The organism is Pseudomonas sp. 2FE (genome assembly GCF_005503735.1).
Classification (GTDB): domain Bacteria; phylum Pseudomonadota; class Gammaproteobacteria; order Pseudomonadales; family Pseudomonadaceae; genus Aquipseudomonas.
Window position 1 is genome coordinate 544,227 of sequence record NZ_SCMO01000001.1, and the last position, 18,381, is coordinate 562,607.

At 61.4% G+C, this 18,381-nt stretch carries 15 protein-coding genes and 1 pseudogene; 14 read left to right on the forward strand and 2 right to left on the reverse strand.

Annotation, left to right across the window (positions count from 1 at the left end):
- The first annotated feature begins 49 nt into the window (after nucleotides 1-49).
- From FFS12_RS02660 to FFS12_RS02710, 11 genes and pseudogenes are all read left to right on the forward strand, one after another.
- On the forward strand, nucleotides 50-2,908 hold the full coding sequence (locus FFS12_RS02660; RefSeq protein ID WP_137885405.1) for a FimV/HubP family polar landmark protein: 2,859 nt from the start codon (nucleotides 50-52) through the stop codon (nucleotides 2,906-2,908).
- Nucleotides 2,909-2,944: 36 nt separating this feature from the next.
- Entirely contained in the window at nucleotides 2,945-3,775 is an 831-nt protein-coding gene (gene truA / locus FFS12_RS02665) for a tRNA pseudouridine(38-40) synthase TruA (protein WP_137885824.1), read from the forward strand.
- Nucleotides 3,776-3,822: 47 nt separating this feature from the next.
- On the forward strand, nucleotides 3,823-4,443 hold the full coding sequence (locus FFS12_RS02670; protein ID WP_137885406.1) for a phosphoribosylanthranilate isomerase: 621 nt from the start codon (nucleotides 3,823-3,825) through the stop codon (nucleotides 4,441-4,443).
- Nucleotides 4,444-4,870: 427 nt separating this feature from the next.
- Nucleotides 4,871-5,743 carry an acetyl-CoA carboxylase, carboxyltransferase subunit beta gene (gene accD / locus FFS12_RS02675; RefSeq protein WP_137885407.1) on the forward strand — a complete coding sequence of 291 codons (873 nt, stop codon included), beginning with the start codon at nucleotides 4,871-4,873 and terminating at the stop codon, nucleotides 5,741-5,743.
- The gene (gene folC / locus FFS12_RS02680; RefSeq protein ID WP_137885408.1) at nucleotides 5,740-7,026 is read left to right on the forward strand and encodes a bifunctional tetrahydrofolate synthase/dihydrofolate synthase; all 1,287 of its coding nucleotides are present in this window, start codon (nucleotides 5,740-5,742) and stop codon (nucleotides 7,024-7,026) included. The genes accD and folC overlap by 4 nt, the downstream gene beginning before the upstream one ends.
- Before the next feature lie 3 nt (nucleotides 7,027-7,029).
- On the forward strand, nucleotides 7,030-7,635 hold the full coding sequence (locus tag FFS12_RS02685) for an SPOR domain-containing protein (RefSeq protein ID WP_137885409.1): 606 nt from the start codon (nucleotides 7,030-7,032) through the stop codon (nucleotides 7,633-7,635).
- A 164-nt stretch (nucleotides 7,636-7,799) separates the two neighbouring features.
- Nucleotides 7,800-8,354 (forward strand): CvpA family protein, encoded by a 555-nt coding sequence (locus FFS12_RS02690; protein WP_137885410.1) that lies wholly within the window; start codon nucleotides 7,800-7,802, stop codon nucleotides 8,352-8,354.
- 46 nt (nucleotides 8,355-8,400) lie between these two features.
- Complete coding sequence (gene purF, locus FFS12_RS02695; protein ID WP_137885411.1) at nucleotides 8,401-9,906, forward strand: amidophosphoribosyltransferase; 1,506 nt, start codon at nucleotides 8,401-8,403, stop codon at nucleotides 9,904-9,906.
- A gap of 40 nt (nucleotides 9,907-9,946) precedes the next feature.
- Nucleotides 9,947-11,158 carry an O-succinylhomoserine sulfhydrylase gene (locus FFS12_RS02700; RefSeq protein WP_137885412.1) on the forward strand — a complete coding sequence of 404 codons (1,212 nt, stop codon included), beginning with the start codon at nucleotides 9,947-9,949 and terminating at the stop codon, nucleotides 11,156-11,158.
- Nucleotides 11,159-11,298: 140 nt separating this feature from the next.
- Nucleotides 11,299-11,927, forward strand: a pseudogene (locus tag FFS12_RS02705) (SDR family oxidoreductase).
- Between the two features lie 109 nt (nucleotides 11,928-12,036).
- Entirely contained in the window at nucleotides 12,037-12,282 is a 246-nt protein-coding gene (locus FFS12_RS02710; protein ID WP_137885413.1) for a GlsB/YeaQ/YmgE family stress response membrane protein, read from the forward strand.
- 82 nt (nucleotides 12,283-12,364) lie between these two features.
- On the opposite strand, the gene gspD is transcribed toward FFS12_RS02710, so the two are convergent.
- Together gspD and FFS12_RS02720 are read right to left on the reverse strand one after the other, a co-directional pair.
- Complete coding sequence (gene gspD / locus FFS12_RS02715) at nucleotides 12,365-14,320, reverse strand: type II secretion system secretin GspD (protein WP_137885414.1); 1,956 nt, start codon at nucleotides 14,318-14,320, stop codon at nucleotides 12,365-12,367.
- A gap of 4 nt (nucleotides 14,321-14,324) precedes the next feature.
- On the reverse strand, nucleotides 14,325-14,897 hold the full coding sequence (locus FFS12_RS02720; RefSeq protein WP_137885415.1) for a type II secretion system protein N: 573 nt from the start codon (nucleotides 14,895-14,897) through the stop codon (nucleotides 14,325-14,327).
- Between the two features lie 323 nt (nucleotides 14,898-15,220).
- Between FFS12_RS02720 and gspE the strand changes: the two genes are divergently transcribed.
- Genes gspE through gspG form a run of 3 tightly spaced genes read left to right on the forward strand, consistent with a single transcriptional unit; the run spans nucleotide 15,221 to nucleotide 18,375 of the window.
- Nucleotides 15,221-16,708 carry a type II secretion system ATPase GspE gene (gene gspE, locus FFS12_RS02725; RefSeq protein ID WP_137885416.1) on the forward strand — a complete coding sequence of 496 codons (1,488 nt, stop codon included), beginning with the start codon at nucleotides 15,221-15,223 and terminating at the stop codon, nucleotides 16,706-16,708.
- Between the two features lie 13 nt (nucleotides 16,709-16,721).
- A complete protein-coding gene (gene xcpS, locus FFS12_RS02730; protein WP_137885417.1) occupies nucleotides 16,722-17,939 on the forward strand; it encodes a GspF family T2SS innner membrane protein variant XcpS in 1,218 nt (405 codons plus the stop codon).
- Nucleotides 17,940-17,988: 49 nt separating this feature from the next.
- Nucleotides 17,989-18,375: a type II secretion system major pseudopilin GspG gene (gene gspG / locus FFS12_RS02735; RefSeq protein ID WP_137885825.1), complete on the forward strand. Its 387-nt coding sequence runs from the start codon at nucleotides 17,989-17,991 to the stop codon at nucleotides 18,373-18,375.
- The last annotated feature ends 6 nt before the right edge of the window (nucleotides 18,376-18,381 follow it).

Below are 18,381 nucleotides of genomic sequence, written 5' to 3' on the forward strand. Positions count from 1 at the left end.
TAAGACCCTCTCGCCCGTCGAGTAAAAAGATAAAACAAGGGATAACGCTATGGCTCGGGTTCGCAAACTGGTGCTGGCAATCGCGGCTGCTTCGGCGCTGACCTCCGGTGTGGCACAGGCGCTAGGGCTCGGGGAAGTGACCCTGAAGTCTGCGCTGAATCAGCCGTTGGTGGCCGAAATCGAATTGGTGGAGGTGCGCGATCTGGCCTCTAACGAGGTGATTCCGAATCTGGCGTCTCCTGAAGAGTTCAACAAAGCCGGCGTTGATCGCCAGTATTTCCTCACCGACCTCAAGTTCACTCCGGTGCTCAAGCCCAATGGCAAGAGTGTCATTCGCGTGACCTCGAGCAAGCCGGTGCGCGAGCCCTACCTGAATTTCCTGGTTGAAGTGCTCTGGCCAAGTGGTCGCGTGCTGCGTGAGTACACCCTGCTGCTCGACCCACCGCTGTATTCCCCGCAAACCGCGGCAGCCGCTGCCCCTCAGCTTCCGGTTGCCGCTCCGGCGCCACGTCCGCTGGCAGCTCCTGCTCCGCGGCCTGCGGCACCGGTAGCCACTGCACCGATTAGTCGTCCTGCGGCCCCAGTTGCACCGCCAGCCCCGGTCGCAACCAGCAAGCTGGAAGGTAATGAATACAAGACCACCTCCAGTGACACCTTGTGGGACATCGCCCAGCGTGTGCGTGCCGGTGGTTCGGCGCACCAAGCCATGCTGGCTATTCAGGACCTCAATCCGAATGCCTTCGTCGACGGTAATATCAACCGCTTGAAAAGCGGTCAGGTGCTCCGTCTGCCCGACGAACAACAGATCAAAAGTCGCGCGCAGAGTGAGGCGATTGCCCAGGTCTCCGAGCAAAACGCCGCCTGGCGCGAAGGTCGCAGCTTGGCCGCTGCCGGTACGCGTCAGTTGGATGCGACCAAGCGCAGCGCAGCGGGCGCCGCTCCAGCGCAAGCCGAAAGCAAAGACAGCCTGAAACTGGTTTCTGCCGAAGCGGGAAAGGCCACGGCTGGCAGCGATAAAGGCGCGAGCGGTGATAGCAAGGCGCTGAATGACAAGCTGGCTGTCACCAAAGAAAGCCTTGACTCCAGTCGTCGTGAGAATGACGAGTTGAAAAGTCGTATGGGCGATCTGCAGAGCCAATTGGACAAGCTGCAACGTCTAATTCAGCTGAAAGACAGCCAGCTCGCCAAGCTGCAGGCTGATTTGGCTGCGCATGCCAAGCAACCCAGTACCGAGGTTGCTGCTGTGCCGGCCGCGCCAGTCGTTGCCGCGCCGGCGCAGCCGGCTCCTGCTGCCGAGTCGGCAGTGCCTGCCCCAGCTGCACTGCCAGCTGCGGCTCCAGACTATAACTCCAGCGAGGAACCGGCCGCTAAACCTGAAGTCGCGCCTGTGGCCGTTGTTCAACCGCCAGTCGCTGAGGCTCCAGCCGCTCAACCAGTTGCTCCTGCTGCCGAAGTGCCGGCTCAAACCACTCAGAGCGCACCGGCATCTGCCCCAGTGGCAGAAGAGGAGCAGTCAACCAGCTTTGTCGATGTGCTGATGGCCAATCCCATGTTGTTGGGTTTGACCGGTGGCGGGGCGTTGCTGGCGCTGCTGGTTGGCTTGATGGTGCTGTCGCGGCGCAATGCCCTGAAAGAGGCCGAACTGCAGAACAGCCTGGCTGCCCAGGACGAAGAAAGCCCCTTTGATACCGATCTGGAGTTGCCAGACAGCAGTTTTGATGGGCTGGATAGCGATGCTGCCGCCGAAGCGGTAGCGCCGGCCCCAGAGGATCGCGTTACCGCACAAACTGGTGATGTGCTCGGTGAGGCCGATATTTACATTGCCTATGGCCGCTTTACTCAAGCTGCCGAGTTGCTGCAGGACGCCATCAACGATGAGCCGCAACGCAGCGACCTGCGCCTGAAACTGATGGAAGTGCAGGCCGAACTGGGCGATCGCGAAGGTTTTGCCCGTCAGGAAAGTGAATTGCGCGAAATCGGCGGCGCTAGCGCTGAGATTGAACAGCTGAAGTCCAGGTATCCGGCCATGGTTGCTTTGGCTGGGGTCGGTTTGGCTGGTGCGGCGGCTGCCAATGAGCTGGATAGCTTTAGCCTCGACGACCTGACACTGGATGAGCCAGTCGCCCATGCTGACGAGCAGGACGATGCTTTCGATTTGAGCTTGGACGAACTTGAGGCCGAGCTTGAGCGTGATCTGCCAGCCTCTGACCGCAATGACTCTTTGAGTGATTTTGCTGAGCTGAGCCTGGATAGCGATTTGGATCTGGGCTCGCCAAGCCCGTTGGCCGTGCCTGCGGCAGATGACCTGGACTTCGGTCTGAGCTTGGATAGCGAAACCGCTGCCGACAGCTTGGCGTTGACTGATGACCTGGCCGATTTCAGCCTGGATCTGGACGGGGACAGCAAATCCACCGTTTCGGAGGAAGATGATTTCCTGCTGAGTTTGGATGACGAGTTGAGCGCCGCTCCGACCATGAATGAGTTTGCCGATCTGAGCTTGGATCTGTCGGAAGAAGGTTTGGGCGCCGATCTGGAGCTGGCGGCTGATTTCGATCTGTCCCTGACTGATGAGGCGCCGGCTGCACCTGCCGCGGATAGCTTTGCGGCGCAGCTTGATGAAGTCACTGCCGAGCTTGATCAGTTGAGCGAAAGCTTGGATCAGCCTGCTGGGTTTGATGAGTTCGTAGTTCCGGCTACCAGCGCGCCGCAATCGGCTAGCCTGGATGCCGACGACGATTTCGACTTCCTCTCCGGTACTGACGAGACGGCGACTAAGCTGGATTTGGCGCGGGCCTACATCGATATGGGTGACACCGAAGGCGCTCGCGACATTCTCGACGAAGTGATTACCGAAGGTAGCGATGGCCAACAACAGGAAGCGCGCGAATTGATCGCTCGTATCGTCTGATCCATGACTGAAGCAATACCGACAGCGGCAGCCGAAATGGCTGCCGTTGGTTTTTCCAGAATTGCCCTTGGCGTCGAATATAAAGGCTCTCGCTATCGTGGCTGGCAGCGCCAGGCCTCGGGTGTGCCGACGGTTCAGGAAGTGCTTGAAACTGCACTGTCCAGGGTGGCTGACTCCCCGGTTTCGTTGATGTGTGCAGGGCGCACCGATGCCGGTGTGCATGCCTGTGGTCAGGTCGTACACTTTGATACGCAGGCCGAGCGCTCGCTTAAAGCCTGGGTGATGGGCGCCAATATCAACCTGCCACCGGATATCAGCGTGGCCTGGGCGAAAGTGATGCCGGCGCACTTTCATGCGCGCTTCAAGGCCGTCGCCCGGCGTTATCGCTATGTGATCTACAACGACCAGATTCGCCCGGCGCATCTGGCCGAGGAGATCACCTGGAATCACCGCCCGCTGGATGTCGAGCGCATGCGCGAGGCGGCGCAGGCGTTGGTGGGCACCCATGATTTCAGTGCGTTTCGGGCCGGGCAGTGCCAGGCGAAATCGCCGATCAAGAAAATGCACCACCTGCGCGTTACTCAGCACGGCAAGATGATCGTGCTGGATGTCCGGGCTAACGCTTTTCTTCACCACATGGTGCGCAATATCGCCGGGGTGCTGATGACCATCGGTGCTGGCGAGCGGCCGGTCGAGTGGGCGAAGGAGGTGCTGGAGGCTCGCATACGTCGCTTCGGCGGCGTTACCGCGCATCCTTTCGGGCTCTATCTGGTGCAGGTCGAGTACCCGCCAGAGTTTGTCTTGCCAGAGCGTTACATCGGGCCGCATTTCCTTTCGGGCTTGCCGGAACTCGCGGCTGACGCCTAAAAAGGCATTTGCTACCATTCATAGTCTTTCCATGAAGGTGCCGCATCTTGTCAGCCGTTCGCAGCAAAATTTGTGGCATTACTCGAATCGAGGATGCGCTTGTCGCCGCCGAAGCCGGTGCGGATGCCATTGGGTTGGTGTTCTACGGCAAAAGTCCGCGGGCGGTCAGTGTTCAGCAAGCTCAGGCGATTATCGCGGCCTTGCCACCGTTCGTGACCACGGTTGGGCTCTTCGTGAATGCCAGCCGCTGTGAGTTGAACGAGATTCTCGATGCTGTGCCGCTGGATCTATTGCAGTTTCATGGTGACGAAACACCGGCCGACTGCGCCGGTTACCGCCGCCCCTATATCAAGGCGCTACGGGTCAAGCCTGGCGACGATATAGCGGCGCAAGCGGCTCAATACTCCCAAGCTTCCGGTATCCTGCTGGACACTTACGTAGCTGGTGTGCCGGGCGGCACCGGTGAGTCCTTTGATTGGTCGCTGGTGCCACATGATTTGTCCAAGCCGATTATCCTGGCGGGTGGGCTCTGTGCGGAGAATGTCCGCGCCGCGATCCGGCAAGTGCGCCCCTATGCGGTAGATGTCAGCGGCGGCGTGGAGGCGAGCAAGGGCATCAAGGATGCGGAAAAGATTCGTGCCTTCATCCGCGAGGTCGGTCGTGCCTGACTTCGATGGCCTCGCGGGCATGGCCTTAGGGTAGGCACGAGCGGGCGCTGCTGGCAGGCCGGAGCTGGATTCTCTATGTGACGGGCGAAGATTTTTGGCCGTCCATTAGCCTGGAGTTGCAGGTAGGCCTTGGGGCCGTATTGAGCTTCGCATGATGTCGCGCGGTTAACGCTATGACGAAGAACAAAAGGGTGCGGCTGGTTCAGCCATGCTGAGAGTCGGGCCAGTGACAGAGGGTTAGGTGTTTCTGGTGGAATTGTCGCCCGGATAGTCGATGGTGTGGTGGTAGGCTTTGCGCTGTTCGTGCGATTTGCTGAATGCGCAGAGTCGGCCCTGACTAGGACTGCAATCGTGAATTTGCTCAAGGACATGCGCGCGGCAATCGCTCGTTAGCGCGTCCGGGCCAACAGCTTTGGAGAATAAGTGCATGAGTAACTGGCTGGTAGACAAGCTGATCCCCTCGATCATGCGTTCCGAGGTGAAGAAAAGCTCGGTACCTGAGGGCCTCTGGCATAAATGTCCGTCTTGCGAGGCGGTGCTGTATCGCCCCGAGTTGGAAAAGACCCTGGATGTCTGCCCCAAATGCCACCACCACATGCGTATCGATGCGCGTGCCCGGCTGGATATCTTCCTCGATACGGAAGGGCGCGAAGAAATCGCTGCCGAGCTGGAACCGGTCGACCGTCTGAGGTTCCGCGACAGCAAGAAGTACAAGGATCGTCTGACCGCCGCGCAGAAGCAGACGGGCGAGAAGGATGCGCTGATCGCCATGCGCGGCACCCTCGAGAAAATGCCCGTGGTGGCCTGCGCCTTTGAGTTCTCCTTTATGGGCGGCTCGATGGGCGCCATTGTCGGTGAGCGCTTTGTTCGCGCGGCCAACGTGGCGCTGGAGCAACGTTGCCCGTTGGTCTGTTTCGCGGCTTCCGGTGGCGCGCGGATGCAGGAAGCGCTGATCTCGCTGATGCAGATGGCCAAGACCTCCGCGGTATTGGCGCGTCTGCGTGAGGAGGGCGTGCCGTTCATTTCCGTGCTGACCGATCCGGTCTACGGCGGCGTATCGGCCAGTCTGGCCATGCTCGGTGACGTGATTGTCGCTGAGCCGCGCGCGCTGATCGGTTTCGCCGGCCCGCGAGTGATCGAGCAGACCGTGCGTGAGAAGCTGCCGGAAGGCTTCCAGCGCAGCGAGTTCCTGCTGGAGCATGGCGCGATCGACATGATCATCCACCGCGAAGAGCTACGCCCACGCCTGGCCAGGTTGTTGGCGCAGCTGATGCGTTTGCCGTCCCCCGTCACGGCATGACTGACCGTACCCTGGCCGACTGGCTCGCTTATCTAGAGCAGCTGCATCCCTCGGCGATAGATATGGGGCTGGAGCGCTCGCGTGAAGTGGCGCGCCGGCTTGGCCTGGGTAAGCCGGCGGTCAAGGTCATCACGGTTACCGGCACCAATGGTAAAGGCTCCACCTGCGCTTTTTTGGCCTCGCTGCTGCAAGAGCAGGGTCTAAAAGTCGGCGTCTACAGCTCGCCACATCTCCTGAGTTACAACGAGCGTGTGCAGATTGCCGGCGTTGATGCCTCGGATGCGGAGCTGTGCGAAGCCTTTGCCGCCGTTGAGGCCGCGCGTGGCGAGATATCCCTGACCTATTTCGAAATGGGTACCTTGGCAGCTTTCTGGCTGTTCGAGCGTAGCGCTCTGGATGCGGCGGTGCTGGAAGTTGGCCTGGGTGGTCGGCTCGATGCGGTCAATCTGATCGACGCCGATCTTGCTCTGGTCACCAGTATTGGCCTGGATCATGCCGATTGGCTGGGCGATAGCCGTGAGTCGGTGGCTGTTGAGAAGGCCGGTATATTCCGCGCCGGGGTGCCGGCTTTGTGTGGCGACCTTGAGCCGCCGCGGCCGTTGTTGGCGCAAGTGGCAGCGTTGGGTTGCCCGTTCTTCTTGCGTGGACGCGATTACGACCTGGCCGTTGCTGAGCAGGCGTGGCATTGGCGCGGGCTGACTCTGGCGGGTGCAGTCCTTGAGCTGCATGACCTGCCGTTGCTCGATCTACCCATGGAAAACGCGGCCTTGGCGCTGCAGGCTTATGCCTTGCTCGGTCTACCCTGGCAGGCTGAACGGATTGTCGCTGCGCTATTGCGCACGCGGGTAACCGGTCGTTTGGATCGGCGAACGCTGCATTGGCAGGGTAAGTCGCTCACACTGCTGCTGGATGTTGGGCATAATCCCCATGCCGCTGAATATCTTGCCCAGCGCCTGGCGAGCCGACCGGTGACGGGCAAGCGTCTGGCAGTCTTTGGTTTGCTGGCCGATAAGGATCTCTCCGGGGTTTTGGCTCCGCTGCTGGATGTGGTGCAAGATTGGGCGGTAGCGCCGCTGCCGACTGCGCGCACGCGTCCGGTCGCCGAGCTGGAAGCGGCCTTGCTCAACCAAGGTGCGACAGTCACGGCTTACGCCGATGTGGCGGCGGCTCTGGAAGGGCAGTGGACTAAGGCTTCGGCGGATGATGAAATTCTGCTGTTTGGATCTTTTTATTGCGTGGCCGAGGCCCTGGACTGGCTGGCCTGCCATGCCAAGGGGAAGTAGGGGATGGCTTTGCTGGATAAAGGACTGAAGCAACGGATAGTGGGTGCCCTGGTGCTGGTCGCGTTGGCGGTAATTTTTCTGCCGATGCTGCTGTCCCGCGAGGACGAGTTGCGCCGCGTGGTGGTCGAGGCGCCGGCCATGCCGCAAGCACCGGCTATGCCGCAGGTAGCAGTCGAGCCGGTCGCGGTGCCAGAGCCGCAGTTGTTGCCGGAAGAGCCTGTGCCGGTCGATCCCGTCGCAAGCGCGTCGCTGCAGACGCCGCCACCGGCCGCTGTAGCGCCGAGCCAGTCGCAGGCTCAAGCCAGCGCACCAGTGGCGCCGGCTGCTCCTGCTCCTGCTCCGGTGCCGAGTCGTCTGGATGCGAACAGTCTGCCGGTCAGTTGGTCGATCCAGTTGGCCAGTCTGTCTAACCGTGCCAGTGCGGAAAGCCTGCAGAAAACCCTGCGCAGCCAAGGCTACAACGCCTATATCCGCAGTGTTGACGGGATGAACCGGGTATTTGTCGGCCCGCTGATTGAGCGCGCCGAGGCCGATCGTTTGCGTGATCAGTTGACTCGTCAACAGAAGCTCAAGGGTTTTATCGTTCGCTTCCAGCCAGAGAGCAGCTAAGGACCCGTTCAAGAGAAGGTGGCAAATCAGGCGCTTTGTCGTGCTGGCGTCAGATGTTTTTAGCGCATAGGCTCTGAATAAATCCGCGACGGTCGAATCCTCGGCTTACCCCTTGGGAAGGGCTCTGTTAAAATGCAGCGCCTTTCCCGTTCGTAGGCTGCACTGTGCCATTCACCTGGGTCGATTGGGCGATTATCGCCGTCATCGCCGTCTCCAGCTTAATCAGCTTAAAACGTGGCTTCGTTAAAGAGGCTCTGTCGCTGGTCACCTGGATCATTGCTGGGGTCGTCGCCTGGATGTTCGGTGGCGCGCTCTCGCAGCACCTGGTCGAATTTATCGCAACACCCTCGGCCCGCGTCATTGCCGGCTGCGCCATTCTTTTTGTCGCCACCTTGTTGGTCGGCGCCTTGCTCAATTTCCTCATTGGTGAGCTGGTCCGGGTCACCGGCCTTTCGGGCACCGATCGTGTTCTCGGCATGGCCTTCGGCGCCGCGCGCGGTGCTTTGCTGGTGGTGCTGCTGGTTGGCTTGCTCAGCCTGGCGCCGGTACAACAAGATTCCTGGTGGCAGCAGTCGAGTCTGCTGCCACATTTCTTGCTGGTCGCCGACTGGTCGAAAAACCTCATTTTAGGGCTTGCCAGTCAGTGGCTCGCCAGCGGTATCAGCACGCCTGTTGAGCTGCCGTTTAAAGAAGGTCTCTTGCAGCCTAAACTGCCGTAAAGAGCTTTCAGAATTAGCCTGATTCACTGAGTAGGGGTTGCGTCGCATGTGTGGCATCGTCGGTATCGTCGGTAAGTCGAACGTCAATCAGTCGCTGTATGACGCGCTAACCGTCCTCCAGCATCGCGGCCAGGACGCTGCCGGTATTGTGACCAGCCATGACGGTCGGTTATTTCTGCGCAAAGACAACGGCCTGGTGCGCGATGTGTTCCATCAGCGCCATATGCAGCGCCTGGTCGGCCACATGGGCATAGGCCATGTGCGTTACCCGACGGCCGGCAGCTCCAGTTCTGCCGAGGCGCAGCCGTTCTACGTCAACTCGCCGTATGGCATCACGCTGGCGCACAACGGTAATTTGACCAACGTCGAGCAACTGGCCAAGGAGATTTACGAGTCCGACCTGCGCCACGTCAACACCAACTCCGACTCGGAAGTGCTGCTCAACGTGTTTGCCCATGAGCTGGCCGTACGCGGCAAGCTGCAGCCAACCGAAGATGATGTGTTCGCCGCGGTGAGCGATGTGCACAAGCGTTGCCGCGGTGGTTACGCGGTGGTGGCGATGATTACCGGTTACGGCATTGTTGGTTTCCGCGATCCGAACGGGATCCGCCCGATCGTCTTCGGTCAGCGTCATACCGACGAAGGCGTGGAGTACATGATCGCCTCGGAAAGCGTCTCGCTGGATGTCCTCGGCTTCACTCTGATTCGCGATCTGGCGCCGGGCGAAGCGGTGTACATCACCGAAGACGGCAAGCTCTCTACCCGTCAGTGCGCGACTAATCCGCATTACTCGCCGTGCATCTTCGAACACGTCTACCTGGCGCGTCCGGACTCGATCATGGATGGTATCTCGGTATACAAGGCGCGCCTGCGCATGGGTGAGAAGCTGGCGGAGAAGATCCTCCGCGAGCGTCCGCAGCACGATATCGACGTGGTCATCCCGATCCCCGACACCAGCCGCACGGCTGCGCTGGAGCTGGCGAACCATCTGGGGGTGAAGTTCCGCGAAGGCTTCGTGAAGAACCGTTATATCGGCCGCACCTTCATCATGCCGGGGCAGGCGGCGCGCAAGAAATCCGTACGCCAGAAGCTCAACGCCATCGAGCTGGAGTTCCGCGGCAAGAACGTCATGCTGGTGGACGACTCCATCGTCCGTGGCACCACCTGCAAGCAGATCATTCAGATGGCGCGCGAAGCCGGGGCGAAAAACGTCTACTTCTGCTCGGCCGCGCCGGCAGTGCGTTACCCGAACGTGTATGGCATCGACATGCCGAGTGCGCATGAACTGATCGCGCACAACCGTACGACCGAAGAGGTGGCGGAGCTGATAGGCGCCGACTGGCTGATTTATCAGGATCTTAGCGACCTGATCGATGCGGTGGGCGGCGGCAAGGTCAAGATCGAGCATTTCGACTGCGCGGTTTTTGACGGCAAATATGTCACCGGCGACGTCAACGAGGCCTATCTGAACAAGATCGAACAGGCGCGCAACGACTCGTCCAAGGTCAAGGCCCATGCGGTCAGCGCTATCATCGACCTGTACAATAATTGATCAATTAAGTGCTCGATAACACAATTGACGGAGTAGCGGCATGACAGAGGATTGGGATGCCGGCCGGCTGGACAGCGACCTCGAAGGTGTAGGTTTCGACACCCTGGCGGTACGCGCCGGCCAACGCCGCACGCCGGAGGGCGAACACGGTGAGCCGTTGTTCTTCACCTCCAGCTATGTCTTTCGCACCGCCGCGGATGCGGCTGCGCGCTTTGCTGGCGAGGTGCCGGGCAACGTCTACTCGCGTTACACCAACCCGACGGTGCGCGCTTTCGAAGAGCGTATCGCCGCGCTGGAAGGTGCCGAACAGGCTGTAGCGACGGCCTCGGGCATGTCGGCCATTCTGGCCACGGTGATGGCCCTCTGTAGTGCGGGCGATCACGTACTGGTTTCGCGCAGCGTATTTGGCTCGACCATCAGCTTGTTTGAGAAGTACCTGAAGCGTTTCGCTGTGCAGGTCGACTACGTGCCGCTGGCGGACCTGTCTGCCTGGGCAAAAGCCTGCAAGCCCAATACCAAGCTGCTGTTCGTCGAGTCACCGTCCAATCCGCTGGCCGAACTGGTGGATATTGCGGCCTTGGCCGAGGTGGCGCATAGCCATGGCGCCTCGCTGGTCGTGGACAACTGCTTCTGCACACCGGTGCTGCAAAAGCCGTTGGCCCTGGGGGCGGATATCGTTGTGCACTCGGCGACCAAGTTCATCGACGGCCAGGGGCGTTGCCTGGGCGGCGTAGTGGCGGGTCGTAGCGAGCAGATGAAAGAAGTCGTGGGGTTCCTGCGTACCGCTGGGCCGACGCTCAGCCCGTTCAATGCCTGGGTGTTCCTCAAGGGCCTGGAAACCCTGCGCCTGCGGATGCAAGCCCATTGTGCCGGCGCCCAGGCTCTGGCCGAGTGGCTGGAGCAGCAGCCCGGGATTGAGAAGGTGCATTACGCCGGTTTAGCCAGTCATCCGCAGCATGAATTGGCCAAGCGCCAGCAGAGCGGCTTCGGCGCGGTGGTTAGTTTCGAGGTGCAGGGTGGCAAGGACGGTGCCTGGCGCTTTATCGACGCCACCCGCCTGCTTTCCATCACCGCCAACCTGGGTGACAGCAAATCCACCATTACTCACCCGAGCACCACCTCGCATGGGCGTCTGTCGCCGGAAGAACGCGCGGCTGCGGGTATTCGTGACAGCCTGATCCGCGTTGCCGTGGGTCTGGAAGATGTGGCCGACCTCAAGGCCGACCTGGTGCGTGGTCTAGCGGCTTTGTGATTGAGTGGGAAGTGGAGCGTGCGGCCCCGAATAACGGCAGAGTTGCGCTAGTCACCGGTGCGGCGCGCGGCCTTGGTTTGGGCATCGCGGCCTGACTGATCGCCGAAGGTTGGCAGGTGGTGTTGGCCGATACCGACCGCGTGCGTGGCTCCAAGGTAGCCAAGGCCTTGGGGGATAACGCCTGGTTCGTCGCGATGGACGTCTCCCAGGAAAGCCAGGTGGTGGTCGGGGTGGCCGAAGTGCTTGGCCAGTTCGGCCGCCTCGATGCGCTGATCAACAACGCCGCCATCGCCGAGCCGCATAACCCGCCGCTGGAAAGTCTCGAGTTGAATCAGTGGAATCGGGTGTTGGCGGTCAATCTCGGCGGCCCGCTGTTGTTGGCCAAGTATTGCGCGCCTTATCTGCGCGCTCATTACGGCTCTATCGTCAATCTCACCTCTACCCGCGCTCAGCAGTCCGAGCCGGACTCGGAAGCTTGCGCGGCCAGCAAAGGCGGCCTGCTGGCACTGACGCACGCGCTGGCGGCCAGTCTCGGCCCAGAGGTGCAGGTTAACGCGGTCAGCCCCGGATGGATCGACGCGCGCGATCTTTCCGCGCGCCGCACCGCACCGCTGTCCGATCTCGAGCATGCCCAGCATCCGGCCGGGTGGGCACTGTCGAGGACATCGCCGCGTTGGTCGCCTGGCTCCTGTCGGGCAACGCCGGCTTCGTCACCGGGCAGGAGTTGGTGGTCGACGGTGGGATGACGCGCAAGATGATTTATCTCTGAGCTGTGCCCCAGCCAGGGACGCCCGCGAGCCCATCCCAGACATGTCGGCAGCGCACCTGCTTGAGCAAGGTCTAGTCTTGTAGGACTAACCACAGATGAAGGGGCGCACATGAGCCTGATACTGTTCTTGATTATTGGCGCTGTCGCCGGCTGGATTGCCGGTAAGTTGATGCGCGGTGGCGGTTTTGGTCTGGTCGGCAATCTGGTGGTGGGGATAGTCGGCGCGGTAATCGGTGGGCACTTGTTCAGCTATCTCGGTGTGTCGGCGGGTGGAGGGGTGATTGGCTCACTGCTCACGGCGGTGATCGGTGCGGTAGTGTTGTTGTTTATCGTTGGCTTGATTAAAAAAGCTTGAGTCGTACCCCATAAAAAAACGGGCGACGTCGCTGAAAGGCACGCCGCCCGTTTTTTATGCGCCTGTTGGTGGCGCGGCTCGACTATTGGCGCAGGTCGATCGCCGAGTCGCCATGGCCGTCGAACAGCTGTCCGGGGTTGTGCGGCAGAAGACTCGGGCGAGTCGTGTTGGTTTGGTCGCCGAGCACGCGGATGTCGCTGTATTTCTTCCCGGACAAGGCCGCCAGACCGGCACCGTCGCGGACCACGCTGGGGCGTAGGAAGACCATCAGGTTGCGCTTGACGTGCTGGTCCCTGGTCGAGCGGAACAGCCGGCCCAGCCAGGGGATATCGCCCAGCAGCGGGACTTTCGAGTCGGTCTTAGTGATGTCGTCCTGAATCAGCCCGCCGAGCACTATGACCTGGCCATCTTCGGCGAGGATGGTGCTCTTGATCGAGCGCTTGTTGGTGATCAGGTCCACCGCCTGAGCGGTGAGGGTGGCGGCGGGGGCGATGGAGGAGATCTCCTGCTCGATCTCCAGGCGCAGGGAGGCGCCTTCGTTGATGTGTGGGGTGACCTTGAGGGTGACGCCGATATCCTGGCGCTCGATGGTGGTGAAAGGGTTGTTAGCCCCGGATGCATCGGTGGTGAAGGTGCCGGTCTGGAAGGGCACGTTTTGCCCGACCAGGATTTCCGCCTTCTGGTTGTCCAGGGTCAGCAGGCTCGGGGTGGACAGCAGGTTGCTGTTGTTGTTGGCTGACAGCGCGGTGATCAACGCCGCAAAGTGGTCGGTGCCGATGCCAATGATCGCGCCATCCGGCAGGGTGTTCAGCAGCGGATTGTCTACGTCATTCTTAGTGTCTTGAATGGCTTGCAGCACGGAACCGACCGACAGTCCGGTGCCGCGGAAGTTGACCCCGCCGAGTCCGCCGGTGTCGCCGCGGGCATCCACTGCCCACTGCACGCCGAGGGCGTCGGTGATATCGCCGGATACCTCGACGATGGCCGCTTCCACCAACACCTGCGCGCGCGGTACATCGAGCTGGCGGACGATGTCCTCTAGCGTCGCCACCAGGTCTGGTTCGGCCAGTAGAACCAGGGCATTCAGGCTCTCATCGGCACGAATCATGATGTCCTGCGGCTTGCCGGCGGCTTCACCGGTGGCGGCTGGAGCTTTCAACCCTTCGGAAATTTCCCCGAGGGTCTGTGCCAGCGCCTTGGCATCGTTATGCCGCAGGCGGATCACGCGGGTGTTGGTCGAGCGCGTGGTGGGAGTATCGAGAGACTGTGCCAGCGCCACCAGCTTGGCGCGGGCAGCCGGCGGGCCCAGGAGGATCAGGCGGTTGGTGCGGGCATCGGCAATGACCTGAGCACCGGAGGCGCCTTTGGCCTGGCCGCGGGCGAGGGCGGCATTGAGTGCTTCGGCGGCATCCATCACCCAGGCGTGCTGCAGGTTGAGCACGCTGTAGTCGTGATCGCTCTTCTGGTCGAGCTGATGGATCAGGTCTTCGATGCGCGCGATATTGGCGCTGCGGTCGCTGATGATCAGGGCGTTGGCCGAGGTCACTGCGGCCAGGTGACCGTATTGCGGTACGAGTGGGCGGATCAGCGGAATCAGCTCCGTCACCGAGCCGTGCTGCACCTGGATCAGGCGGGTTTCCAGGCGGTTTGGCGCGGCGCGACCGACATCGGCTTCGGCCTTGGCTTCGGCGTTGGGCACGATGCGGGCCTGTTCGCCTTGCGTGATCACGCTAAAACCGTGAGTGGCCATCACCGAGAGGAACAGCTGATAGATCTCACTCAGCGACAGTGCTGCCTTGGACACCACGCTGACCTGGCCCTTGACCCGTGGATCGACGATGAAGGTCTCGCCGGTGATCTCGGCGATTTGGTCGATGAACTCGCGGATTTCGGCGTCCTTCAGGTTGATCGTCCAGCGCTCCTCCTGTTGGTTGGCGCTTGTTGAGGCGGGTGTGATCGCCGCACTCGACGGCAGTGGCATGGCCATCAGGCCGGTGGCGAGCAGGGCGAAAGTCAGGCGAGAGAGGGTTGGAGACATCGTGTCAGTCGCTTTCCGTGGGCTGTTCGGTGGAATTGGGTTCGGCGGCGGGCAGGGTGCCGGCGGCATCCATCTGTTGACGCAGGGCGTCCATGCGTTCGCGCAGCTGTGCGGCATTGTCTTCTTGCAGCGTCGACAATTGATCGACCGAGTCTTCTGCGGGTGCGGCTTCGGTATCGCTAGCGCTGTTTGCGCTGCTCTTGCGGCTGGGGAAGGGCAGGCTTTCCAGGTGGCCGTTGCGTTCAAGCTCTACGCGATCGCGATAGACCGCATGCAGGCGCACCCCTTGGTTCAATTCGACGCCGACCGCATAGCGCTGTGGTTTGCTGCCTTCGCGCTGGATGATCGCGCTAGAGCGTTGCGGATCGGCATGTACGAAGCTGCCATGCAAGCTTAAGCGCAGATTAGTGGCCGGTGGTGGAGCATCGCTGGCCGGGCTGCTGGTGCCGAACAGGGGTTCCAGGCGTTCCAGTGCAGGGGCTGCGAGCACGGCCGGGGTATCGGTGCTGGTGGAGTGGGTCGGAGCACGCAGCAGGCGCAGCCAGTCGGTAGTTTGCCAGGCTAAACTTAGGCTCATGGCAAGGATCAGCGCGGCACCGACTAATGTCGGGGCCTGCAATTGCAGCCAGCGCTGAGATCCAGGGAAGGGCAAGGGCGTCACTCCGTGAATTTGTTGTTATTGGTGGTGTGGATCGCGGCTCGATCATAGCAGTTAGCAGGCTTGGCTCCGCAACCAATTTGGGGGTGTGTGCCATAGTCTGATGTGCTAAAGATAGACCTCTGTGACCCCTCCCGTAGTGGGAGCATTGATAACGACAAAAAAATGCGGAGTCGTGACGTACGCCGGTCAAATTTGCCTGTGATACTCGCTCAAGATTACCGTTTGAAGGCCCGATCAATATGAACGCTCTCCCTGCTGAGGCGCCGCTACGCCGGTTGCCATTCAGTTTCGCCAGGCGCCATGGTGTGGTGCTGATGGTCGAGTCCGACCAGGCTTGTCTGGGGCACCGGCCCACGGTTGAACTGGTGGCTCTGGTCGAAGCGCAGCGTTTCGCCGGGCGGCGTCTGCCCTTGCGCGCGCTCTCGGCCGACGCCTTTGAACTGGCCCTGGCCAATGCTTACCAACACGATTCCGCCTCCATGCAGCTGGCCGAAGATATCGGTGGCAGCATGGACCTGGCTGCTCTGGCCGAGCAGATTCCAGAAACCGAGGATTTGCTGGAGCAGGAGGATGACGCGCCGATCATCCGCCTGATCAACGCCATCCTCGGCGAGGCGATCAAGGAAAACGCTTCCGATATCCACCTGGAAACCTTCGAGAAACGCTTGGTCGTACGCTTCCGGATCGACGGTATTTTGCGTGAAGTGTTGGAACCCAAGCGCGAGCTGGCAGCATTGCTGGTGTCGCGGATCAAAGTCATGGCGCGGCTGGATATTGCCGAGAAGCGTGTACCGCAGGACGGGCGGATTTCGCTGCGGGTGGGTGGGCGCGAGGTGGATATTCGGGTGTCCACTCTGCCTTCGGCGAATGGCGAGCGGGTGGTGCTGCGCTTGCTCGATAAGCAGGCCGGGCGCCTGACCCTGCAGCATTTAGGCATGTGCGCGCGTGACCGCGAGCTGATGGAAGAAACCGTGCGCAAACCCCACGGGATTCTGCTGGTCACCGGCCCCACCGGCTCGGGTAAGACCACCACGCTGTACGCCAGCTTGGTCAGCCTCAACGACCGTACGCGGAACATTCTCACGGTCGAAGATCCGATCGAATACCACCTGGAAGGCATCGGCCAAACCCAGGTCAACCCCAAGGTCGATATGACCTTCGCTCGCGGCTTGCGCGCCATCTTGCGCCAGGACCCGGACGTGGTGATGGTCGGTGAAATACGCGACAAGGAAACCGCGCAGATCGCCGTGCAGGCGTCGCTGACCGGCCACTTGGTGCTCTCCACCCTGCATACCAACAGCGCCATCGGTGCCATTACCCGGCTGGTAGATATGGGCGTCGAGCCGTTCCTGTTGTCGTCTTCGCTGTTGGGAGTGCTCGCCCAGCGCCTGGTGCGCGTGCTCTGCCCGCATTGCAAAGAGGCTTACCCCGCCGATGCCGCGGAGTGTGCGCTGCTGGGCGTCGACAGTGCGCAGCCACCGCTGATCCAGCATGCCCGTGGCTGCGCCGAGTGCAAGCAGCAGGGCTATCGCGGGCGTACCGGTATCTATGAACTGGTGGTGTTCGATGACCATCTGCGCACCTTGGTGCACAACGCCGCTTCCGAGCAGGAAATGATCCAACATGCGCGCCGCTTTGGGCCGAGCATTCGTGAGGATGGCCGGCGTAAGGTGCTGGAGGGGACGACTACCCTGGAAGAAGTGCTGCGCGTGACACGGGAAGAGTGATCTAGGAACCATCATGGCCGCATTCGAGTACCTCGCCCTCGACCCCAAGGGGCGTCAGCAGAAAGGCGTTCTGGAGGCCGACAGCGCCCGCCAAGTGCGGCAGTTGCTGCGTGAGCGGCAGTTGGCGCCCTTGCAGGTGAAGGCCACCCGCACTCGCGAGCAAGCCAGCAATGACGGGCATTTCAGCTTCGTTCGTGGGCTTTCCGCCCGCGACCTGGCGTTGGTGACCCGGCAGTTGGCCACCCTGATTCAGGCCGGGTTGCCGATCGAAGAAGCCTTGCGCGCCGCCGCTGCGCAATCCACCGCGCCGCGTATCGAGGCGATGCTGCTCGCCGTGCGCGCCAGAGTGCTGGAGGGCCATAGTCTGGCCGCTAGCCTGAAAGAATTCCCCGCGGCCTTTCCCGAGTTGTACCGCGCCACGGTCGCCGCCGGTGAGCACGCCGGGCATTTGGGCCCGGTGTTGGAGCAACTGGCGGATTACACCGAGCAGCGCCAACAGTCGCGGCAGAAGATTCAGTTGGCCTTGCTATATCCGCTGATCCTGATGGTCACCTCGCTGATCATCGTTGCCTTTCTCCTGGGCTATGTGGTGCCGGATGTGGTGCGAGTATTTGTCGACTCCGGGCAGACCTTGCCGGCGCTGACGCGCGGTCTGATTGCACTCAGTGACGCGGTTAAAGCCTGGGGCTGGTTGCTGGTCTTGCTGCTGCTCGCCGGCGGCTTTGGGCTGCGTTGGGCATTGCGCGATGAGCGGGTCAAGCGGCGTTGGCATGGCTTGCTGTTGCGCCTGCCTTTGGTTGGCCGCTTGGTGCGGGCGACCGACTGCGCGCGTTTCGCCTCGACCCTGGCGATCCTCACCCGGAGTGGCGTGCCCTTGGTCGAAGCCCTCGGCATTGGCGCGCAGGTGATCGCCAACCGGGTGATTCGCGCCGAAGTGGTGCTGGCCGCGCAGAAGGTTCGCGAGGGCGGCAGCCTGACTCGCGCACTGGAGGCCAGTGGCCAGTTTCCGCCGATGATGCTGCACATGATTGCCAGCGGCGAGCGCTCCGGCGAGTTGGATCAAATGCTCGCGCGTACCGCACGCAATCAGGAGAATGATCTGGGCGCGCAGGTCGCCTTATTGGTCGGGCTGTTCGAGCCGTTCATGCTGGTGTTTATGGGGGTGGTGGTGCTGTTGATCGTGCTGGCCATCCTCCTGCCGATTTTGTCGTTGAATCAACTGGTGGGGTAAGCAAGTGAAGGACGTGCGCAAGCAACAGGGTTTTACCCTGATCGAAATCATGGTGGTGGTTGTGATCCTCGGGATCCTCGCGGCCTTGATCGTACCGCAGGTGATGAGCCGCCCGGATCAGGCCAAGGTCACTGTGGCCAAGGGTGATGTCAAGGCCATCTCCGCCGCGCTGGATATGTACAAACTGGACAATTACGCCTATCCGAACACCCAGCAAGGGCTCGAAGCCCTGGTAAACAAGCCCTCGGGCAACCCTCCGGCGAAGAATTGGAACAAGGACGGCTACCTCAAGCGGATGCCGGTCGATCCTTGGGGCAATCCCTATCAATACCTGGCGCCGGGCACTAAAGGTCCTTTCGATCTGTATTCCCTCGGGGCCGACGGTAAGGAAGGCGGCGACGACCACGATGCCGATATCGGCAACTGGGATCTGTAAGCCGCG

What these genes read in the sequence shown, in the direction of transcription:
- gspD (WP_137885414.1), bottom strand. Translation starts at nt 14,320, where the DNA reads ATGTCTCCAACCCTCTCTCGCCTGACTTTCGCCCTGCTCGCCACCGGC.
- FFS12_RS02685 (WP_137885409.1), top strand. Translation starts at nt 7,030, where the DNA reads ATGGCTTTGCTGGATAAAGGACTGAAGCAACGGATAGTGGGTGCCCTG.
- FFS12_RS02720 (WP_137885415.1), bottom strand. Translation starts at nt 14,897, where the DNA reads ATGAGCCTAAGTTTAGCCTGGCAAACTACCGACTGGCTGCGCCTGCTG.
- gspG (WP_137885825.1), top strand. Translation starts at nt 17,989, where the DNA reads ATGGTGGTGGTTGTGATCCTCGGGATCCTCGCGGCCTTGATCGTACCG.
- truA (WP_137885824.1), top strand. Translation starts at nt 2,945, where the DNA reads ATGGCTGCCGTTGGTTTTTCCAGAATTGCCCTTGGCGTCGAATATAAA.
- accD (WP_137885407.1), top strand. Translation starts at nt 4,871, where the DNA reads ATGAGTAACTGGCTGGTAGACAAGCTGATCCCCTCGATCATGCGTTCC.
- FFS12_RS02660 (WP_137885405.1), top strand. Translation starts at nt 50, where the DNA reads ATGGCTCGGGTTCGCAAACTGGTGCTGGCAATCGCGGCTGCTTCGGCG.
- xcpS (WP_137885417.1), top strand. Translation starts at nt 16,722, where the DNA reads ATGGCCGCATTCGAGTACCTCGCCCTCGACCCCAAGGGGCGTCAGCAG.
- folC (WP_137885408.1), top strand. Translation starts at nt 5,740, where the DNA reads ATGACTGACCGTACCCTGGCCGACTGGCTCGCTTATCTAGAGCAGCTG.
- FFS12_RS02700 (WP_137885412.1), top strand. Translation starts at nt 9,947, where the DNA reads ATGACAGAGGATTGGGATGCCGGCCGGCTGGACAGCGACCTCGAAGGT.
- FFS12_RS02710 (WP_137885413.1), top strand. Translation starts at nt 12,037, where the DNA reads ATGAGCCTGATACTGTTCTTGATTATTGGCGCTGTCGCCGGCTGGATT.
- purF (WP_137885411.1), top strand. Translation starts at nt 8,401, where the DNA reads ATGTGTGGCATCGTCGGTATCGTCGGTAAGTCGAACGTCAATCAGTCG.
- gspE (WP_137885416.1), top strand. Translation starts at nt 15,221, where the DNA reads ATGAACGCTCTCCCTGCTGAGGCGCCGCTACGCCGGTTGCCATTCAGT.